Raw genomic sequence first — 18,881 nt, 5'->3', positions numbered from 1 at the left:
TTCCTTTCTCTTTTTCTATTAATAGAAAGGGAGATTTATATGATCGGAGTTTCCATTTATCTTTCAAAAGAACGAGTAGAGAAACAAGAAGAGTGGCTAAAAGTAGCGAAGGAAAATGGGTTTACATCTATTTTTACATCACTGCACATTCCAGAAGATGATCCAAATACGTATAAAGAGTTAATTCAAATATTGGGGAAACAAGCTCTTGCACATGAAATGGAGCTAATGGTTGATGTTTCTCCAAAATCGTTACACCATTTAGGGCTAACATATGAAAATGTGGAAGAACTATTGGACTGGGGCATTACCGGTTTAAGAATGGATTACGGCATTGCGCCAAAAGAAATTGCAAGCGTATCTCATAAGATGAAAGTAGCTTTAAATGCGAGTACGATTACAAAGCCATTTTGGAAAGAATTACTTGCAGAACATATAAGAGTAGAGAATGTAGAAGCGTGGCATAATTTTTATCCACGTCCAGAGACAGGACTAGCAAAGTCCTTCTTACAAAAACAAAATCAATATTTACAGGAGTGCGGAATAAAAACGATGGCATTTATTCCAGGAGATGCGGAAAAACGTGGTCCGTTATATGAAGGGTTACCAACGTTAGAACAACATCGCAATATGCGCCCGCTTGAAGCGTACTTAGAACTTGTTCAAGATTGTGGTGTTGATAAAGTATTGATTGGAGATATAAGCGCAAGTTTGGAAAGTATGCAAGAAGTAGCTAGTGCGAGTAGAGGGATTATTCCATTGCGTTACAAATCATTTATAACTGATAAAGAAGTATTAAAAGTGGTGGAGCAAGTGCATACAAATAGACTAGATCCAGCTCGTGATGTTATTCGATCTGTAGAATCAAGGGAAGGAAATAGAGTGGTGTTACAGCCGATGCATACAATTGTAAGAAAGAAAGGCAGCATTACAATTGATAATGAATTGTACGGTAGATATGCAGGGGAGATGCAAGTTGCTACACATGATTTACCTGTAGATGAGAAAGTGAATGTTGTTGGAATAGTTGTGGAAGAGGACGTTTCTTTACTGCCTTATATTGGCGCTGGAAAAATGTTTCAACTTTTTCTATGCGATAGAATAAAAGCTTGAATTAGCGCTATTTTGTAGGAAAACATTATCCGTAAAACGGATAATGTTTTTTGTTTTCTTTAAAAAAGTATTTGACGAATGAAATAAAATACCGTATTGTTTTGACTTGTAAATAAAAGTTCACCATAACAAAACAAAAAGGAGAGTTCAAAATGAATCAATATATTGGGAATTTAATTATTCGTATCGTGTTAGGAGTTACGTTCTTTGCACACGGTTTAGCAAAGTTTCAATCAGGTATCGATAATGTAGCAGGATGGTTTACAAGCATCGGTTTACCAGGTGGCCTTGCATACGGCGTAGCAACTGTAGAATTAGTTGGTGGTATATTATTAATTATCGGTTTAGGTGTACGATATGTAGGATTGTTATTCGCTCTTATTTTAGCTGGAGCTATCGTAAAGGTAAATGGAGCAGCAGGTTTATTAGGAGATGGAAAGAATCCAGGATATGAATTAGATCTTGCATTATTATCAATGGGTGCGTATTTATTCGTAGTAAAAGCAGAAGGATATGTAGATCGTTTCTTAAAAGAGAAAGTAATGAAAACGAAGTAAATTTTATTTATAAATGTTGACTTGAAGAAGTATTGTAACTATAATGATTACAACTAATGAATTACGAATGAAACAATTTAAATATTTTTTTACACAAGATGTAACTGTATAGGTTACATCTTGTGTAAAAATAAATAAACGGGAGGAAGTAATATGCCTAAATCAAATTTAGAAATTATTCAAAGCACGTATGAAGGATCAGCTTCTTCGAATGCAAAGCATTTAGCAGAAGCCCTCTCTGAAAAAGTGGAATGGACAGAGGCAGAAGGTTTCCCGTATGGCGGAACATATACAGGCGTAGAAGCTATAATGGAAAATGTATTTAGCCGTTTAGGATCAGAATGGGATGATTATAAAGCAAGGGTAAATACATATCATGAAGTAAACGGAAAAGATGCAATTATTGCTGAAGGTATGTATTCTGGAGTTTATAAAGAAACAGGAAAATCATTTGAAGCAGAATTTGTTCATGTATGGCAACTTGAGAACGGAAAAATCGTGAAGTTTAAGCAATATGTAGATAGTCATATTGTTAGGGAAGCGATGAAGAGATAATGCTTTTTAAATGGATCTTAGGTATATGCATTACAATTATAGTAATTTTCTCGTCTATAGTTGGCGGAAAGAAATTGCTTGCATATGTGGAAAAAGAAAATGAAAATATTCAAATCGAGCGAGCGGCAAACGAAAAAGAGAAAAAAGCTGCAGAAGAAGCTCCGCAAATTAGTGAAGGTGAAATTATTTCTACTATGCATAAAATGGTGCACCAAAAGGTAAAATCCTCTGAAAAATGGGGATTTGTAGAGATGACAAAAAAGGAAATTTCTAATGTGAAAAGGGATATTGAAAATAGTACAGGTTTTCAATATAAAATGAAGTTATTTTCTATTATAAATAGATGGGAAAAAGGAGATTTTTCTCAAACTGTTGAGGAGCATAACTTTTTATGGAGCCTTCAAGGTGGAGATACTGGTAAGGCGACGGAACGTTTATCGCCAGAAGAGGAAAAACAGTATATAAAAGAAATGAAGAGTAAATAAAAACATCGCCAACCCAGATGACGATGTTTTTTCATTAAGAATGTTTTCGCATTAAAGGTCTAACAGGCTGAACGGCAACAGTTTTGAAATGAGAAAATAAATAACACCCTGTTACAACGACAATTGTTCCTAAAATTTGTATCCACGTTAATTCTTCTCCGAGGAATATGAATGCTAAAATGGCTGTGAAAATTGGATTGAAGTTTAGAAAAATACCTGATGTAGTTGCGCCTAATTTTTGTACGCCAATATTCCAAAATACCATACAAAGAACTGTCGAAATAAGCCCAGTATATAAAAGTGATGTGATGAAAGAAGTATTTATATTTGAAACAGTGAAGCTACCTATGTTAAACGGTAGTAATAAAATAACGCCGAAAATACCAGAGTACAACGTTGCCATAAGTGGTGTAGTTGTTTTTGTTGCCCATTTACTACAAACAGAATAGATTCCCCAAATACAAACTGCTGCAATCATCCATAAATCGCCGCTATTAAAATGTAGTGAAAATAAAAGCGAGAAATCACCTTTTAATAGGACGAGGATAACCCCGAAGAATGAAAGAATCATGGATAGGATTTGGAGTGTATTTACTTTTTCTTTTAGAAATAATACTGAAAATAATGCGATTGAAATTGCATTCAATGTAGAGATAAGACCTACATTCGTAGCGGATGTTTTTTCTAATGCTAAAAATTGAAAGATGTTAAAAAGAGCGACCCCTGAAATTCCCATCAATATTAAAGGAAGTATTGCGGTACGTGGTGGAAGGATTTTCTTTTCTTTAAACCATACCATCGGTAATAAACAAACAATCGCAATCATCCATCTTAAATTTGTCAGTGTCATCGGCGATGCATGATCGACGAGTGATTTTCCAACGACAAAATTTCCTCCCCATAATAAGCTCGTTAGTAATAGTAAAAAGACGTAAAAATAAGGCATGCTAAAATCCCCTTTTTTGTAATCAATACGAATTGTAAATAATTTTAGCATTTTTCTTTATTATGTAATATATTCTTTTGTATAATGGTGAAAATTCGATAAAATCTTTAGTTGCGAATGATATTTACGGAATGATATTCAGTTTTTTTGTAAGGTATAAGGTGTTTTTTCGAATAATCATCGGTAAGAAAAAAGGGGGAATTGTAATGGAGTCGTCTGTTATTAAAGTGTTGGATGATTTGGATGTACAAATTTTAGATATATTGCAGAAGGAGTCACAAGTAAGTAATGCAGAGCTGGCACGTCGCGTTAATTTATCACCGGCTGCGATGCATGCAAGAATAAAAAGATTGGATGGGGAAGGTTTCATCGATAAGCAAGTTGCGATTTTAAATCAAGAAAAGCTTGGGTTTGATTTATTATGTTTTATTTTTATGAGTACGAATATTCATCAATTTGACAAGTTGGAAGTGTTGGAGAAAGAATTAGAATCGATGCCGGAAGTGTTAGAATGTCACTGTTTAACAGGAGAGTACGATTATTTATTAAAGGTTGCAAATCGTGATCGTAAAGAACTAGAGCAGTTTATTAGAAAGTTGAATAAGCTTGGTATTACAAGGATACAGACAAGTTTAGCACTTCGTGAAATTAAATATTCGACGGTATTGCCGATACGAAATGAGGAACCGAGCATCGATTAGATTGCTTGGTTTTTTGTTTGTATAAATTGATTGACGAGGAGAAAAGAGAGATGTATTATTATATAAAATTATGAATTAAAATTCATTTTAAGTTATAAATATTAATATTGAGGGGCAAGGGGATGTAATATGAAAATCTGTAATGCAGTGACGAGTGATGTGAAAGAAATTTATAGTCTTATTGAGGTTTATGCAAAAGAGGGAGTTGTTTTACCACGTTCTCTTTTGTCTCTTTATCAATATTTGCAATGTTTATATGTTATGAAAGAAGATGAGAGAATTGTTGGAGTTGCTGGATTGCATGTATTAGGAGAAGATCTTGCAGAAATACGATCGTTAGTAGTTTCGCATACATATGCAGGGAAAGGGATAGGGCGTATGCTCGTAAATCATGTAATGGAGGAAGCTACGAAAATAAATGTAAGAAGAGTAATTTCCTTAACATATGAAACAGTATTTTTTCAAAAGTGTGGATTTGATTTTATAAATAAAGAATCGTTGCCAGAGAAAGTATGGATTGATTGTAGACATTGTCCAAAGGTGGATTATTGTGATGAAGTGGCGATGGTGCGGTATGTTGGATGAAAAATTTATAGAGAAAAAGTTCCCACTATTATTTACATATATAGTGGGAACATATATTTCCATAAGAAATGGACAGGTTATTAAGAATTTGAATTCTTTTGTCTCACGGCAAAATTATAAAGTGGATCTTTAAGTTCATAGTTATACGTTAAACCGTCGACAATTCCTACAACTTTATCATTATCATAAAGGTCGAGCATAAATTGTGCCATTTGTTTTGCAGTGTGGAATTTTGGTACAACATTATCATATTGGAATTCATCAATATCAAATGAACGCTTCGCAAATTCTGTTTCAGTTGCAGCAGGAGCTAAAACTTTTGCTTGCAGTTTTGCGCCTTGTTCTTTCAGTTCGTGAGACAGCCCTTCTGTAAATGCACTTACATAGAATTTCGTAGCGCAATACGTAACAGCATCAGCAACAATTGTGTATCCGCCGCCCGATGAAACGTTAATAAGCTGTGTTCCATCAATCATTGAATAATCTCGAACGAAAAGAGAAGAGAGTATTGTTAGTGCTTCTATATTGACATGCAACATCGTCTCTATTTTATTTAAATTTTGTTCAGCAATTGAGGCGAAATTACCAAAACCTGCGTTGTTAATCCACGTTTCAATTTGAAAAGCTTGTAGGCTTTCATAAAGTTTATAAACATCTTCAGTCACAGATAAATCAGTTTTTCGAATGACAACATCCAACTCAGGATGCATTTCGTTAATTTTCAATTTTAATCCGTTTAATTCTTCTTGTCTTCGAGCTACAAGTACTAAATTTTTTCCGCGAGATGCAAATGCTAAAGCTGCTGCATAACCAATTCCGGAACTTGCGCCAGTAATAACAGTGTATTTCATATAAAATCCCCCTAAATTCAAATTCATTTATGGTTAGATTGTATTTGTTAGAGTATACTCTAAGTCAAACGTTTTTTATAAATTTGATACGGTTATAAAATATATGAGGGTAAGCATGTGAAGGGAGTTTTAGTATGTACACAATTAGCGAGGTAGCAAAATTATTAGGCGTGAGCACACATACACTACGTTATTATGAAAAGGAAAATATATTAATTGCAAATCGTGATACAAATGGAAATCGACTTTACGAAGAGTCACATATAAAGTGGTTGCAGTTTGTAATGAAATTAAAACAAACGCAAATGCCAATAGCGAAAATAAGAGAATACGCTAGATTATATACAGAAGGGGAGCATACAACAGAAGCTCGTTTACAGCTCCTAGAAGATCATAGGAAATCTATTCAGATTCAAAGAGAAAACTTAGAGGTTACAGAGAAGATGCTTGAGAATAAAATTCGTGCATACAAAAACTTATTGGAAAATAAATAGATGGTTGTTATGTGATGAAAAATGGATTTGATCTATGAGTATTTCATCATAAGTGTGCGGACAAATAAAAAAGAGCAGCTAGCAAAAGCTAACTGCTCCATTCAAGGGATCTCTCCAAGGGGGAGTGGAGAAAATATTATGTTACTAGCAGTATTGACAGATTATTAAGAAATATACAAATCAGATGAAAGAAATTTTAAATAAACTTTCGGCATTGACAGTTTTTAAAATGTTCATGTACAATATATATGAATGACATTCAGTCATTTTTATGTGACAGGATGCAGTTAGCTTAGAAATGGAACAAATACAATGGTAAATGAGGATGATAGTTGTTTTTATATAGTATTGATGAAAGAGTATATTTTTTTAAAATAAAAATGACTGATAGTCAGTCATAAGAGGTGAGAGGTATGAAAAATAGAGCTTGGTTATATGTCATATTAACATGTATCTTTGAAATTTTTTGGGTGTTTGGTTTTAATACAGCCAATACTTGGTGGCATTGGATTATTATTTTAGGAGTTATCGCTGTTGATTTTCACTTCCTTTCTAAAGCGTGTGAACATCTTGCAACAGGGACTGTATATGCTGTTTTCGCCGGAGCTGGTACGGTAGGTACTTTCTTAATGGATGTATTTCTTTTCGGTGGAAGTTTCAGTGTAGGGAAGTTATTTTTTATCGTGATGGTTGTAGCTGGCGTTATCGGTTTAAAGCTAGCTGATAATAAAGAAGAAACTGTGGAAGGAGCTGCTTAAAGATGGGTTGGTTTTTCGTATTTTGTGCTGCAATTAGTGAAATAGTCGGTGTGATAGGTCTTAAAATGTACAGTAAAGATAAGACATTAGCCAATGGTGCAATTTATATCGGTGGGTTTGCTACATCCTTCGCATTTTTGTATACTTCCTTCTTATTTTTACAAGTAAGTGTCGCATATGCGGTTTGGATTGGTATCGGAACAGCAGGTGCAGTTTTGTTAAACATGTTCTTGTTTGGTGAGTCGAAAAGTAAAGCGCGTATCATTAGTGTGTTTCTTATTGTATGTGGAGTGACAGGATTAAAGGCACTTTCTTAAAGATATATTGCATTTTTATCTCCTAATTGTTTATTAGGAGATTTTATTATAAAAAAATGATTTCCTCTTAGAGTTCACTATCATTGACAGTACAATCGATTATCTTATAAAATGAGTGACAGTCATTCAATATGCGTGTGAAAGGGTTTAGATGATGAATAAAAAAGAGAAAATTGTCTATGCAGCTATTGAAGTGTTTCAGGAAAAGGGCGTCGAAAAAACGAAGATTTCTGATATCGTGAAATTAGCTGGCATTGCGCAAGGAACTTTCTATTTATATTTTCCTTCTAAGCTATCTGTTATGCCTGCAATAGCAGAAGTGATGGTTGAAAAGATGATACTTGCAGTGAAAGAAAAAGTACAAAAAGATGTACCTTTTTCAAATAAAGTGGCACAAGTAATCGATGCGGTGTTTCACTTTATAGAGGAATACCGTGAAATACAAGCTTTAATGTATGCAGGTCTTGCATCTACTGAACATATAAAAGAGTGGGAAGCTGTGTATGAGCCTCTTTATATGTGGTTAAGCGAATTTTTAAGTGAGGCGAAAGAAGCCGGTGAAATTCGTGATTCGGTTCACGCAGAGCGAACAGCGAAGTTATTTATCGCTCTTGTTGAATCAGCAGCGGAACAAGTTTATTTATATGATCATAAAGATGATGAGCAAGTGGATTTGCAAAAGGCAGAAGTACTAGATTTTTTAACACATGCACTACATATAAAGAAGTAGTAAGATGAACCTGTCTGAAAAGGTAGGTTCATTTTTGAGGAAAACTGAATGATAGTCATTCACCTAATACTTATGTATGTGTAGAAGGATAGAGTGAAATTCTAATGAGTGGAGGCATCCTCACTCATTACTAGCCCGCAAAGAGCAGGATAAAGAAAAAGCTTCTTGGGTATTATTTTTTGAGAGGAACTTATGGGAAGAGGTGTTAAAAAGTGAAGAAACCGATAAAAGAACAAAAGATGGTATTGGTTATTCTTTTGAGTAATATATTTATCGCTTTTTTAGGGATTGGATTAATCATTCCGGTTATGCCGTCCTTTATGAATGATATGCATTTAACAGGGAAGACGATGGGATATCTCGTTGCAGTGTTTGCAATGGCACAGCTCATTACTTCACCTATTACAGGCCGATGGGTTGATCTTTACGGTAGGAAGAAAATGATAATCATTGGATTATTTATTTTTGGTGTTTCAGAGCTTCTTTTTGGATTAGGAAAAGATGTGTGGATGCTTTATGTGGCAAGGGTATTAGGCGGAATTAGTGCTGCTTTTATTATGCCTGGTGTTACGGCATATGTTGCGGATATTACATCTATTCAGGAACGTCCAAAGGCGATGGGATACTTATCTGCGGCTATTAGTACTGGATTCATTATAGGGCCTGGAATCGGCGGATTTATTGCAGAATACGGTATACGTGTGCCGTTTTTCGTTGCAGCAGCAATTGCTTTTATAGCATGTGTGATTTCAATCTTTATTTTAAAAGAACCGTTAACGAAAGAAGAACTTGCAGAGATTTCTTCTAATACGAAAGAATCAAGTTTTATTGGTGATTTAAAGAAATCATTACATCCAATGTATGCAATTGCATTTATTATCGTATTTGTACTCGCATTCGGATTATCGGCGTATGAAACTGTGTTTAGCTTATTCTCAGATCATAAATTTGGTTTCTCGCCGAAAGATATTGCAGCAATTATTACAATCAGTTCAATCTTTGGGGTAGTTGTGCAAGTATTTATGTTTGGCAAATTGGTAGACATGTTCGGTGAGAAAGTATTAATTCAAATATGTTTAATTGTAGGTGCAGTATTAGCATTCGTCTCAACTGTAGTCTTTAATTATTGGATTGTACTTCTCGTTACTTGCTTCATTTTCTTAGCATTTGATTTACTTCGTCCAGCTTTAACGACGTTTTTATCAAAAGCAGCTGGAAAAGAGCAAGGATTCGTTGCTGGAATGAACTCGACTTATACGAGTTTAGGAAATATCGCAGGACCAGCGATGGGCGGAATATTATTTGATATGAATATTCATTATCCATATGCATTTTCAGGAGTTGTTTTAATAGTTGGTCTCGCTATTACATTTATGTGGAGAGAGAAACAGTTGGCTGAAAGTTTTGCGAAGTAATGAAGCCCCTTACGACTGTAAGGGGTTTTTGTTTTATAAACTTAACCCAAACCGTTTTAATTCAATAAAAATCCCCTCTAATTGTTTTCCTTTATCCGTTAATGTGTACTCTACACGAGGCGGAACTTCTGGATATACTTTTCTCGTTATAATGCCTTGCGATTCTAATTCTTTTAGTCGAAGCGATAATGTTTTTGGACTAATCCCATCCATTGATTTTTGTAAATCACTAAAGCGTAATGTTCCTTCGATAAGAAGATCACGAATGATTAAAAATGTCCATTTTGTACTAATTACATCAAGCGTTTTAGCGATAGGACAAGGTATGCCAGGTAAACCTTTCGTTAATTCAACTGGATCTATATTGTTCATGGAACAAGCCTCCATAAAATTTTTTTGGATGAATTTGCTTTATAGTATCACAAAACTATACTTTTGGTAACTATATGAAAAAAATATCACTACTTCCATAAATGAAGTTAGTGCATATACAATAGCAATACGAAACATAAAGGATTTATATGAGGAGGTGGTGATTTCCATGGGGATAAAAAAGTTATTTGGATTCCTTAGTTTGTTTGTTATTTGTATTGTGCTTGTAGCATGTGGTGTGGAACAAAAAACTGAAGTCCAGTTATTAAAAGAAATGCCAAGGCCAAAAGCAATGAAAATTGATCCCTCACTAAGTAAAAAAGAAGCGACAGAAATGGTTCATGCGGCGCAGCGTTTTTATGCATTTTGGGATACAGGTAAGGAGGAACTTATTCCGCAGACTGTTACTGAAAAATTTTTCGATAATACATTGCCGAAAGGGCGACCACAAGGCATTGAAGGATTAAAGTTTGCAGCGCAAAATTTTCGTAAAGTTGTGCCTGATATACATTGTGAGATTGAAGACTTATTAGTTGTTGGTGATAAAGTAACAGCCCGTCTTTCTTTTACAGGAACGCATAATGGTAAGAAAATTAATTTTTTTGCAATTGATATTTTACATGTGAAAGACGGAAAGATAACGGAAGATTGGCATTTAGAAGATAATCTTACACTACAGCAGCAACTCGGCTTAATAGCCGAAGGATAGATCATATAGGGGAGAGAAAAGTAATGAAAAATATATTTATTATAAATGGACATGAAAAATACGGTACAAAGGAAGGACGATTAAATAGAACGTTAGTAGATTATATGGTTACTGTATTAGGCGAGAATCATCATGTGAAAACAACAACGATTCAAGATGGTTACAATATTAAAGAAGAACAAGATAAGTTTTTATGGGCCGATGTTGTTATTTATCAAACACCGATTTATTGGTTTAGTGTACCGGGCTTATTTAAAACGTATATGGATGAAGTATATGAATACGGTTTGTTCTTTAAAGGTGCAGATGAATATGGAACAGGTGGTTTATTAAAAGAGAAAGAGTATATGTTCTCTACAACTTGGAATGCACCTGAAAAAGCATTTGGAGATAAGACGAAGTTCTTTGAAGGAGAAAGTTTAGAATCAGCGCTTAGTCATTTACACCGCGTGCAAAAGTTTCTCGGTATGAGTCCGTTAAAGAGTTTTGCTTGTTATGATGTGGTGAAGAATCCGGATATTGAGCAATATTTATTGAACTTGAAAGATCACTTAGATGAAGTAATTAAATAATAGTTTATATTTGTATGTGAAGAAGGTACTACTAAGGATGTAGTACCTTCTCCTTTTATAAAAACTCACACTTTAATGCGTGGATGGCTGTATCCATAACTTCGCAAAATTTGCCCAACCGAATGAATCAATTGTTACGTTTTTTAAAGAAGAAGGGTATGTTTTTCTTTTTAAAACGTGATAGTTAAATAAAATGATGTATTCTGCTTGTAAAAACTCTTCAATCTCATACATGAGTTCATAACGCTTTTCTTTATTTTCTTCTAGTAAAAATGTATCTAGTAAACAGTTAATTTGTTTTTCGTAGTGCGGGTCTATGAACCGATTTACGAAGCAACTTTTATTTTTAAATACATTTAAGAATGCAATTTCATGATTGGCAGCAAAGACTTCTCCCATGAAAATAATATCAGCATGTTTATCAATAGAGCGATCCATATAATCTGAAACGGGAAATGGGTGAAGCGCTACTTGTATACCTAAACTTTCACATCGTTCTTTTAAGAAATATGCATCATTTGCACTATCTTTAAATGCGAAGAAGTAAATATGTATCGTTTCTCCATTATATGTACTCTTTTTCAAATACTCTTTTGCCTTTTCTAAAGAGTAGGATCTTCTTGTTGCAAGGCGGCTTCTATCAGGGAAGAAGCTTGATGCAGCAATTGTCCGTCTACCCTCTATGTTACGAAGTATCATTTCAACATCATATAGTTCTCTCCAAGCTTTTCGAAAGTAAATGTCGTGATGAGGACCAGGTTTTTTAAAGTTGAAGCTAGCATAAATACAACCTATTTCTTCTATTTGTATATCATGCCTTTCATTTTCCTCTTCGTTTGGTAGTTCATAATCAGCATCTATTTGCACATGGTCAGGAATACCCCAAAATTCAATACGGTCTAATAACGCGCGCTCTTTAAAATAATGGGTGAACGCTTCGAGTACGATATTATCTTCAGAGTAATGAGCAAGTTTGAAAGGTCCAGTACCTATATAATGATGATTTTGAATACTCGTATCACGCGGTAAAATTGCGAGCTGCATGGAACTTACATAGTGTAAGAAAAATAAATTTGGTTTTGCTAAATGGAATCGAATTTGCAGTGGTGATGGTGTTTCAATTTGAATAATTTCTTCTGTTAACCATTCGAAAGGGGATTGAACTTGTTTTAGTCTTTCAAATGAAAATTGTACATCTTTAGAAGTTAAAATTGTTTCGTTATGAAAATATATATCTTTTCGTAAATAAAAGGTCCACGTAAGTCCATCTTCACTTAATTCCCACGTATGCGCAATGTGAGGCTCCATTTTTTCAGTAACATCGTTATAGACGACTAACGTATCAAAAATTTGACTCGTAAGATGGCTCTCTGTAGTTACAGCCACAAAAGCCGGATCTAATGGGAATATCTTTCTCGATATAGGAATCTTTAATACGTCGTACATATCATTTGAAGGTTCGTATCCAAAATGATGATGTAGTTTATTTTCTATCTTTTTTTGAAGTGCAAGGGGTAGAGGTTCTTTTAAAAGAAGAAAAACATCCTTTAATTTTTCTTGCGCTAACAGTTCATCTGTATAGGATTCAATCGCTTCTACGAAATTATGTATAAATAGAATTTCCGTTTTATTTCCGCGGCCTCGCCCTGGAGTCCAGCTAATTAATTGTTCCTCGCTCATTTTCTTTAATAAAATCTTTACGTTTTTCGTACTGCAATATAAAACATCCGCTAATTCTTGTAAGCTATTTTGTATATGTTTTTGATCTTGTGCATGTAGTCTTAGTCTAATGTAATAGTCCATAATTTTCATATATACACTTCCTTCTATCTATAAAAGGGGAAACTCTTTAGAATATTCTAACCTTTTTCTTCCTTTTTTTCAAAGTAAAATAAGTAAGCATAAGGAGGAGGAAACAATGGGATTTTGGAGTATGCATCGAAATATAAAAATTAGAATTATAACTTCGTTTTTAACACGTACTGTGTCCACGATGATTTTTCCATTTATGGCGATTTATTTTTCAATAAAGTTAGGTAGTGCGATTGCTGGTGCTTTACTACTCATTAATGTCATAGCTTCATTAGTAATTGGTTTATACGGTGGATATGTTGGGGATCGGCTTGGGCGTAAAAAGGTTATGATTATCGGTCAAAGTATACAAGTCATTTCTATTGCTTGTATGGGAGTTGCGAATTCGGATTATGTAGATTCACCGTGGTTAACATTTATCTTTATGCTAGTGAATAGTTTAGGATCTGGACTTATGAATCCTGCGACAGAGGCGATGTTAATTGATGTGAGTACACCTGAAAATCGAAAAGTAATGTATAGCATTAATTATTGGGCTATTAATTTATCCATTGCGATTGGAGCAATATTTGGTGGGTTACTATTTGAAAACTATAGATTGCAATTGTTTATCGTATTAACGCTTGTTGCAATTATTACTTTATATGTGATGACTGTATATATGGAAGAAGTGTATGTAGTGAGAAAAACAGTAGAGAAGAAAAATGTATTAAAAGGTATGGCAGATAGTTATAAAGTCGTGATGAAAGATAAAGCATTTTTAATTTTTTGTGCAGCGAGTATATGTACATTGTCTTTAGAGTTTCAAATTAATAATTATTTAGGTGTTCGCTTGCAGAAGGAATTTGAAACGGTGCACTTTTTATTCGGGAATGGTATTACGTTTGATTTAACAGGGATTCGCATGCTGAGCTGGATTTCTGCAGAGAATACAATTTTAGTTGTGTTATGTTCAGCACTTCTTATTAAAATGCTGAAAAGCTTCAACGATTTGAAAATCTTATATGTAGGTTTATTCATTTATACAATTGGATTTACAATACTCGGAACGAGCAATAGCTTATGGATTTTATTAATTGCAGGGCTTTTCCAAACGGTAGGTGAGATGATGTATGTGCCAGTGCGTCAATCTATTATGGCAGATATGGTGCCAAATGAGGCAAGAGGTTCTTATATGGCGATTAACGGAATGGTCTTTCAAGTGGCAAAAATGAACGGGGCATTAGGTGTTATGCTAGGTTCATTTATTGCCTCTTGGGGCATGAGTGCTCTGTACTTTATCGTTGGTATGAGCAGTATTTTACTATTTATGAAAGCGATAGGGAAAGAGAAGTATGAGGATGAGAGAAATGTTTCTCAAATTGGATGAAACTATATAAAAAGCGAACCAGTTATACTGGGATTCGCTTTTTATATAATTTTTAGAACGGATCAACTTCAGCTAAATTTGGAGTAGTACTAGGCTGTAGCAAAAGATTTTTTAATGTGCCTACTTCAGAAAGCGTTACTAATATGTAGCCACTAATCAGTACAATTAGCCCAATAACGCGTAACGTTTGTAAGCTCACTTCATTATTATTCGTTTCCGTTGGATTTGGGGGCGTTGAAGGTGGATTGTTATTCATAAATAAGGCTCCCATCTTTTGTATTTATATATGTGCGAAATCATTATTTAACTTATGGATAGGAATTATATAGTCATTTTCACTATATGAGAACTGCCTATGAAAAGTGATAAGGAATTTTTGGGCGAGAAAAAGGGGGAATCCAAAAGATTATTAAAACTGAACTTTTGGATTCCCCTCTTTTTATTTATCTTGCTATTTGTGGTGGTCGGATTGCCTGTAAACGACCAGTTGGTGGGGGCTAATTAATCAGTGGGGGATGAATAAAACCTCACTGATTAACTATTTTCATGTAAATAAAAGGAGGTTAGTTATCCTAATATACGCAACGATTCTTCAATAAACGCTGGGATGTCCTCTGGCTGTCTACTTGTTACTAGCTGATTTTGACATACGACAACCTCTTTGTCATGAAAGTTCCCGCCGGCATTTTTTAAATCGACTTCAATAGATTTATATCCAGTTACATCACGTCCTTCAAGTGTTTGTGCAGTGATGAGTAGCTGAGGTCCGTGACAAATAGCGAAAACGGGTTTGTCCGCATCCATAAATGCTTTACTAAAGCGAACAAAACGTTCATCTGCACGAAGTATATCTGGGGAGAACCCGCCTGGTATGAAGAGGGCATCAAAGTTTTCTGGAGAAACATCGTCAATACTTTTATCAATTACGACTTCACTTTTTCCTTGTTTACCGTGTACCGTTTTCCCTTTTTCCATTTCAATAGTTGTTAATTCATATCCCTTTTGTTTAAAAGCTCCTACTGGCTCTGTGTATTCTGTGTCCTCGAAATAATCCGTTATTAAAATAGCAATTTTTTTACTCATTCTAATCCGCTCCTTATATTATATTATCGGTTCCAGAATCTTCCTTGGGCAATACCTTCTATAAATGATTCAATTGAAGTGTTTGTTAAGTTATAAACTCCTGCTCCATCTAATTTAATTTTACTATTGTCCAAAGCATGAGGATTACTAAGGACATGAGCTATCGGTTTAAAATGTTTAAAAGTAGTTTCTGTAAATTCTAAAACAGGGGGGTGAATGACAGACTCACTACTAAACACTAATACTGCATCAAAAAGCGAAGAGTCTGTTGTTGTATAAGTATCAGTTACTTTAATGGAATCATTGAAATGATAAATTTTATTATCTATGATGCTATAGTTCATTCGGTGCTGTGCAAAAGCTTGAATCCATTCGGACAGAAGGGAGACGCTTGGGTCACCATTTAATAGAATTGCGACATTTTTAGAATCAGATTTAAAAATAGTATTGGACATACTTAGTGCAGGTGATTTTGCATCTGAATTTACTTCGTGATTTTCTTTAGGTAAAGGAGCTCCAACAATGTTAGCGACTTCTTGTGCTAATTGACGATCGACGTGGTTTAGGAGAGCAATTACATTTGTCTTCACCATGTCTGATTTACACTTCCCAACTTCAAAGCAAAAAGCTTCTTTTAGGTGCTGCTTTTCAATAGGGCTCATACTATTGTAGAAAAGTTTAGCCTGAGAATAAAAGTTAAGAAAGCTTTTACTACGACCTCTAATTTTATGCCCATCAATCTTTTCTTGATAATGTTCATATCCTCCTTGTTCGGCTTGGACGGTTGCAGGTTGATTGTTATTTAATCCGTTAGGATGATAGCTTGTTTGACCGCGATGAATCTGCATTTGATGCATACCATCACGTTGATTATTATGAAAAGGACATACGGGTTGATTGATAGGGATTTGATGGAAATTAGGGCCCCCTAAACGAGATAATTGTGTATCTGTATAGGAGAATAATCTTCCTTGCAGAAGAGGGTCATTTGAAAAATCAATACCTGGTACGACATGACCAGGGTGAAAAGCTACCTGCTCTGTTTCAGCAAAGAAGTTATCAACATTTTTGTTCAATGTCATTTTACCAACTAATTTTACGGGAACTTCTTCTTCTGGCCATAATTTCGTTGGATCTAAAATATCAAAATCAAATTTATGTTCATCTTCTTCTGGAATTAACTGTAATCCAAGCTCCCATTCAGGATAATCCCCTTTTTCAATTGCTTCGTATAAATCTTGACGATGAAAATCAGGATTTTTCCCAGCAATCCTTTGAGCTTCATCCCATACTAATGAATGAACCCCAAGGGTAGGTTTCCAGTGAAACTTTACGAAATGGGCTTTTCCTGCTGTGTTAATGAGTCGAAATGTGTGAACTCCAAAACCTTCCATCATTCGTAAACTACGCGGAATAGCTCGGTCGCTCATTTGCCACATGACCATATGAGTGGACTCAGGATTATGCGCAACAAAGTCCCAAAAGGTATCATGAGCGCTAGCTCCTTGAGGAATATCATTATGTGGTTCTGGTTTAACTGCATGGACAAAATCAGGAAATTTAATAGCATCTTGGATAAAGAATACGGGCATATTATTACCCACTAAATCATAGTTTCCTTCATCTGTATAAAATTTTGTGGCGAATCCGCGTACATCTCTTACTGTGTCGTTGGATCCTTTAGAACCTTGAACGGTTGAGAACCGTACAAATACAGGTGTTTTCTTTGAAGGATTAGTAAGAAAATCTGCTTTCGTATATGCTTCTAACGATTCATAAAGCTGAAAATAACCATGAGCGCCAACTCCGCGTGCATGAACAATCCTTTCAGGAATTCGTTCATGATCAAAGTGGGTCATTTTCTCGCGAAAGTGAAAATCCTCCATTAAGGTTGGGCCTCTTAAGCCCATCTTTAAAGAAAATTCATCCTCGGCTATTTTTACTCCTTGGTTTGTTGTTAAAGCATGTTTGCGTTGATTATCCGTAACATGGTGCTTCAATTGCTCCATTTTTTTATTCACAATATAGGCCCCTCCTTTACTTTGTTAATTTAATAGATACCCTTTTTATTAGGACGTAAACATGTATTATGATTTTTGTATGTAAAAATCATAATACATTGGTTGTGCTGGTGATTCTTGTTTGAGGAAGAAAAATAAAAAGGCCAAGGAGAAAGTTTATTTTCTCCTTGGCTTTTAAGATAATTCTTTTCGTTAAAATGCGGAAATTCTTTGCTTCGTTTTTGGTACAATAATAAATTTGATCCAGAGTAACCCGACAATCATAATGATAAGGATATGTAAAAATTGACCTGTAGCAATGAGTATAACAATTGAAAATACAATGAGTTGAATGCTTAGCAATATAAAGATTAAGTGAAGAAATTGCTTCATCCTTTCTTCAGTATGGATTGGATATAATGCTACAATAATATTTCCCGAAAAATATTTCCATAGGGAACGGAGCTGCATAGAAATCATATATAGGACGATATATGCGATAGCGCCTTTTACGTATATGTTTGGTATAAAATATAAGGCGAAGGCACCGATCAATCCTAAGCGAACATATATACCGAAATAATCATTCCCGCGTAAAAATGCTAATGTATGTAAATAGAAGAAAGTTGCTCGTTTTTTATGTAATAAAGGTTCAATCCAATTTGTAAGCCATTTTCTTTTATTTACTTGTTTATTCAGTTGCGGAACATCTGTGAAAATGCTAGCAAATTGATAAAAACGAACGTTCATTTTTTCTTCTTGCTCGATTATGTAATCCCACGGTATTCGTTTTGTAGGCTGTTTTTTCGTATATAGAAGTAGGAAAGCAAGTAGTAAGAGTAGTCCGCCCAATATGAGAACATTTGCGGAATAAAACAGCATGTAAATGATTAGGGCGTTACAAGTAATACGAATGATTAGCCATATATTTTTTTCGTGACTATCACGCCACATCCAATGTATGTACATGTTCCAGGCTTTCGTAATCATTAACACGATAAAGATTGTACATAAAAAAGGTACAGTTAATTGCAATGATTGCATAGCAAGTGGAACGAGAATAAGGAACGTAAATAATAATGGGAAAAGCTGCATGATGTAATTGTATAGAAGAGATTTTTTAAAATAAGATGTTAATTTCTCTTCTAGTGCTAGTAAATAGACAGCATCAGGTTTTTGAATAAATGTACGGATAGGGCATCTCGTTATAATGAATGTAAGTACAATCGTTATAATTATTAAAGATATTCCTTTAGAAGGAGATGCTTTTAGAAACTGAGCATAATAATATGCACCAACGCATGAAATAAAGATAAAGCTATATAGTAAACCGTTAATCATACGTGCAAAGTATGTAATGATATTTTGAATATGTTGTTGGAAGCGACTGCTCCATAGCGATTCGATTGACATGTTTTTCACCTCTTTGTTCTATTATATATGTTTTACAAAAGAAA

The 18,881-nt window shown here is 34.5% G+C and carries 23 protein-coding genes; 15 read left to right on the top strand and 8 right to left on the bottom strand.

What is annotated here, in order from left to right; all coding sequences use genetic code 11:
• The first annotated feature begins 39 nt into the window (after nt 1–39).
• From IQ781_RS11400 to IQ781_RS11385, 4 genes are all read left to right on the top strand, one after another.
• Nucleotides 40–1,113 (top strand): DUF871 domain-containing protein, encoded by a 1,074-nt coding sequence (locus IQ781_RS11400; protein WP_139847168.1) that lies wholly within the window; start codon nt 40–42, stop codon nt 1,111–1,113.
• Nucleotides 1,114–1,265: 152 nt separating this feature from the next.
• Entirely contained in the window at nt 1,266–1,670 is a 405-nt protein-coding gene (locus IQ781_RS11395) for a DoxX family protein (protein ID WP_001077751.1), read from the top strand.
• A gap of 153 nt (nt 1,671–1,823) precedes the next feature.
• Nucleotides 1,824–2,225: a nuclear transport factor 2 family protein gene (locus IQ781_RS11390; RefSeq protein WP_001126706.1), complete on the top strand. Its 402-nt coding sequence runs from the start codon at nt 1,824–1,826 to the stop codon at nt 2,223–2,225.
• Complete coding sequence (locus IQ781_RS11385; protein ID WP_000897975.1) at nt 2,225–2,710, top strand: PRK06770 family protein; 486 nt, start codon at nt 2,225–2,227, stop codon at nt 2,708–2,710. Before IQ781_RS11390 ends, IQ781_RS11385 begins: the two co-directional genes overlap by 1 nt.
• A 34-nt stretch (nt 2,711–2,744) precedes the next feature.
• On the opposite strand, the gene IQ781_RS11380 is transcribed toward IQ781_RS11385, so the two are convergent.
• Nucleotides 2,745–3,656, bottom strand: a complete 912-nt coding sequence (locus IQ781_RS11380) for a DMT family transporter (RefSeq protein ID WP_001146242.1) — start codon at nt 3,654–3,656, stop codon at nt 2,745–2,747.
• Between the two features lie 206 nt (nt 3,657–3,862).
• Between IQ781_RS11380 and IQ781_RS11375 the strand changes: the two genes are divergently transcribed.
• Nucleotides 3,863–4,357, top strand: coding sequence for an Lrp/AsnC family transcriptional regulator (locus IQ781_RS11375; RefSeq protein ID WP_000446097.1), 495 nt, complete (start codon nt 3,863–3,865; stop codon nt 4,355–4,357).
• Between the two features lie 129 nt (nt 4,358–4,486).
• Nucleotides 4,487–4,942: an N-acetyltransferase gene (locus tag IQ781_RS11370; RefSeq protein WP_000686665.1), complete on the top strand. Its 456-nt coding sequence runs from the start codon at nt 4,487–4,489 to the stop codon at nt 4,940–4,942.
• An 80-nt stretch (nt 4,943–5,022) separates the two neighbouring features.
• Here the strand turns inward: IQ781_RS11370 and IQ781_RS11365 are convergent, their stop codons facing one another.
• Nucleotides 5,023–5,793: an SDR family NAD(P)-dependent oxidoreductase gene (locus tag IQ781_RS11365; protein WP_000878068.1), complete on the bottom strand. Its 771-nt coding sequence runs from the start codon at nt 5,791–5,793 to the stop codon at nt 5,023–5,025.
• Nucleotides 5,794–5,927: 134 nt separating this feature from the next.
• Here IQ781_RS11365 and IQ781_RS11360 point away from each other — a divergent pair, with 134 nt between their 5' ends.
• From IQ781_RS11360 to IQ781_RS11340, 5 genes are all read left to right on the top strand, one after another.
• A complete protein-coding gene (locus tag IQ781_RS11360) occupies nt 5,928–6,287 on the top strand; it encodes a MerR family transcriptional regulator (protein ID WP_000288065.1) in 360 nt (119 codons plus the stop codon).
• A 413-nt stretch (nt 6,288–6,700) separates the two neighbouring features.
• Nucleotides 6,701–7,045 (top strand): DMT family transporter, encoded by a 345-nt coding sequence (locus tag IQ781_RS11355; protein WP_000796022.1) that lies wholly within the window; start codon nt 6,701–6,703, stop codon nt 7,043–7,045.
• Nucleotides 7,046–7,047: 2 nt separating this feature from the next.
• Nucleotides 7,048–7,362, top strand: a complete 315-nt coding sequence (locus tag IQ781_RS11350; RefSeq protein WP_000539671.1) for a DMT family transporter — start codon at nt 7,048–7,050, stop codon at nt 7,360–7,362.
• Between the two features lie 151 nt (nt 7,363–7,513).
• Complete coding sequence (locus IQ781_RS11345) at nt 7,514–8,092, top strand: TetR/AcrR family transcriptional regulator (protein WP_002025356.1); 579 nt, start codon at nt 7,514–7,516, stop codon at nt 8,090–8,092.
• Nucleotides 8,093–8,304: 212 nt separating this feature from the next.
• The gene (locus IQ781_RS11340; protein WP_000742952.1) at nt 8,305–9,507 is read left to right on the top strand and encodes an MFS transporter; all 1,203 of its coding nucleotides are present in this window, start codon (nt 8,305–8,307) and stop codon (nt 9,505–9,507) included.
• Nucleotides 9,508–9,540: 33 nt separating this feature from the next.
• Here the strand turns inward: IQ781_RS11340 and IQ781_RS11335 are convergent, their stop codons facing one another.
• Nucleotides 9,541–9,879 (bottom strand): winged helix-turn-helix transcriptional regulator, encoded by a 339-nt coding sequence (locus tag IQ781_RS11335; RefSeq protein ID WP_001059470.1) that lies wholly within the window; start codon nt 9,877–9,879, stop codon nt 9,541–9,543.
• 169 nt (nt 9,880–10,048) lie between these two features.
• Between IQ781_RS11335 and IQ781_RS11330 the strand changes: the two genes are divergently transcribed.
• Both IQ781_RS11330 and IQ781_RS11325 read left to right on the top strand, forming a co-directional pair.
• Nucleotides 10,049–10,588: an ester cyclase gene (locus IQ781_RS11330; RefSeq protein WP_139847169.1), complete on the top strand. Its 540-nt coding sequence runs from the start codon at nt 10,049–10,051 to the stop codon at nt 10,586–10,588.
• 23 nt (nt 10,589–10,611) lie between these two features.
• Nucleotides 10,612–11,160: an NAD(P)H-dependent oxidoreductase gene (locus IQ781_RS11325; protein ID WP_000789191.1), complete on the top strand. Its 549-nt coding sequence runs from the start codon at nt 10,612–10,614 to the stop codon at nt 11,158–11,160.
• Between the two features lie 72 nt (nt 11,161–11,232).
• Here the strand turns inward: IQ781_RS11325 and IQ781_RS11320 are convergent, their stop codons facing one another.
• Complete coding sequence (locus IQ781_RS11320; RefSeq protein WP_000699824.1) at nt 11,233–12,972, bottom strand: SgrR family transcriptional regulator; 1,740 nt, start codon at nt 12,970–12,972, stop codon at nt 11,233–11,235.
• Nucleotides 12,973–13,078: 106 nt separating this feature from the next.
• On the opposite strand from IQ781_RS11320, the gene IQ781_RS11315 reads away from it, so the two are divergent.
• Nucleotides 13,079–14,341 carry an MDR family MFS transporter gene (locus tag IQ781_RS11315; RefSeq protein ID WP_065212388.1) on the top strand — a complete coding sequence of 421 codons (1,263 nt, stop codon included), beginning with the start codon at nt 13,079–13,081 and terminating at the stop codon, nt 14,339–14,341.
• A 52-nt stretch (nt 14,342–14,393) separates the two neighbouring features.
• Here the strand turns inward: IQ781_RS11315 and IQ781_RS11310 are convergent, their stop codons facing one another.
• Entirely contained in the window at nt 14,394–14,597 is a 204-nt protein-coding gene (locus IQ781_RS11310) for a hypothetical protein (protein ID WP_001063866.1), read from the bottom strand.
• A gap of 99 nt (nt 14,598–14,696) precedes the next feature.
• Between IQ781_RS11310 and IQ781_RS11305 the strand changes: the two genes are divergently transcribed.
• Nucleotides 14,697–14,846 carry a hypothetical protein gene (locus IQ781_RS11305; RefSeq protein WP_162900581.1) on the top strand — a complete coding sequence of 50 codons (150 nt, stop codon included), beginning with the start codon at nt 14,697–14,699 and terminating at the stop codon, nt 14,844–14,846.
• A 62-nt stretch (nt 14,847–14,908) separates the two neighbouring features.
• Here IQ781_RS11305 and IQ781_RS11300 read toward each other — a convergent pair whose 3' ends face one another.
• From IQ781_RS11300 to IQ781_RS11290, 3 genes are all read right to left on the bottom strand, one after another.
• The gene (locus IQ781_RS11300; protein WP_000037548.1) at nt 14,909–15,424 is read right to left on the bottom strand and encodes a type 1 glutamine amidotransferase domain-containing protein; all 516 of its coding nucleotides are present in this window, start codon (nt 15,422–15,424) and stop codon (nt 14,909–14,911) included.
• 23 nt (nt 15,425–15,447) lie between these two features.
• Complete coding sequence (locus tag IQ781_RS11295) at nt 15,448–17,445, bottom strand: catalase (protein WP_001035775.1); 1,998 nt, start codon at nt 17,443–17,445, stop codon at nt 15,448–15,450.
• Nucleotides 17,446–17,637: 192 nt separating this feature from the next.
• Nucleotides 17,638–18,837, bottom strand: a complete 1,200-nt coding sequence (locus IQ781_RS11290) for an ABC transporter permease (RefSeq protein WP_139847170.1) — start codon at nt 18,835–18,837, stop codon at nt 17,638–17,640.
• Nucleotides 18,838–18,881 lie beyond the last annotated feature (44 nt).

The organism is Bacillus sp. N447-1, from assembly GCF_022701035.1.
GTDB lineage: Bacteria > Bacillota > Bacilli > Bacillales > Bacillaceae_G > Bacillus_A > Bacillus_A cereus.
The sequence above is the reverse complement of the archived record's forward strand: the minus strand, read 5'-3'. Positions and strand labels throughout refer to the sequence as shown.

Coding starts and splice junctions, on each gene's coding strand:
- IQ781_RS11400 (WP_139847168.1), top strand. CDS start 40: ATGATCGGAGTTTCCATTTATCTTTCAAAAGAACGAGTAGAGAAACAA.
- IQ781_RS11395 (WP_001077751.1), top strand. CDS start 1,266: ATGAATCAATATATTGGGAATTTAATTATTCGTATCGTGTTAGGAGTT.
- IQ781_RS11390 (WP_001126706.1), top strand. CDS start 1,824: ATGCCTAAATCAAATTTAGAAATTATTCAAAGCACGTATGAAGGATCA.
- IQ781_RS11385 (WP_000897975.1), top strand. CDS start 2,225: ATGCTTTTTAAATGGATCTTAGGTATATGCATTACAATTATAGTAATT.
- IQ781_RS11380 (WP_001146242.1), bottom strand. CDS start 3,656: ATGCCTTATTTTTACGTCTTTTTACTATTACTAACGAGCTTATTATGG.
- IQ781_RS11375 (WP_000446097.1), top strand. CDS start 3,863: ATGGAGTCGTCTGTTATTAAAGTGTTGGATGATTTGGATGTACAAATT.
- IQ781_RS11370 (WP_000686665.1), top strand. CDS start 4,487: ATGAAAATCTGTAATGCAGTGACGAGTGATGTGAAAGAAATTTATAGT.
- IQ781_RS11365 (WP_000878068.1), bottom strand. CDS start 5,793: ATGAAATACACTGTTATTACTGGCGCAAGTTCCGGAATTGGTTATGCA.
- IQ781_RS11360 (WP_000288065.1), top strand. CDS start 5,928: ATGTACACAATTAGCGAGGTAGCAAAATTATTAGGCGTGAGCACACAT.
- IQ781_RS11355 (WP_000796022.1), top strand. CDS start 6,701: ATGAAAAATAGAGCTTGGTTATATGTCATATTAACATGTATCTTTGAA.
- IQ781_RS11350 (WP_000539671.1), top strand. CDS start 7,048: ATGGGTTGGTTTTTCGTATTTTGTGCTGCAATTAGTGAAATAGTCGGT.
- IQ781_RS11345 (WP_002025356.1), top strand. CDS start 7,514: ATGATGAATAAAAAAGAGAAAATTGTCTATGCAGCTATTGAAGTGTTT.
- IQ781_RS11335 (WP_001059470.1), bottom strand. CDS start 9,879: ATGAACAATATAGATCCAGTTGAATTAACGAAAGGTTTACCTGGCATA.
- IQ781_RS11330 (WP_139847169.1), top strand. CDS start 10,049: ATGGGGATAAAAAAGTTATTTGGATTCCTTAGTTTGTTTGTTATTTGT.
- IQ781_RS11325 (WP_000789191.1), top strand. CDS start 10,612: ATGAAAAATATATTTATTATAAATGGACATGAAAAATACGGTACAAAG.
- IQ781_RS11320 (WP_000699824.1), bottom strand. CDS start 12,972: ATGAAAATTATGGACTATTACATTAGACTAAGACTACATGCACAAGAT.
- IQ781_RS11315 (WP_065212388.1), top strand. CDS start 13,079: ATGGGATTTTGGAGTATGCATCGAAATATAAAAATTAGAATTATAACT.
- IQ781_RS11310 (WP_001063866.1), bottom strand. CDS start 14,597: ATGAATAACAATCCACCTTCAACGCCCCCAAATCCAACGGAAACGAAT.
- IQ781_RS11305 (WP_162900581.1), top strand. CDS start 14,697: ATGAAAAGTGATAAGGAATTTTTGGGCGAGAAAAAGGGGGAATCCAAA.
- IQ781_RS11300 (WP_000037548.1), bottom strand. CDS start 15,424: ATGAGTAAAAAAATTGCTATTTTAATAACGGATTATTTCGAGGACACA.
- IQ781_RS11290 (WP_139847170.1), bottom strand. CDS start 18,837: ATGTCAATCGAATCGCTATGGAGCAGTCGCTTCCAACAACATATTCAA.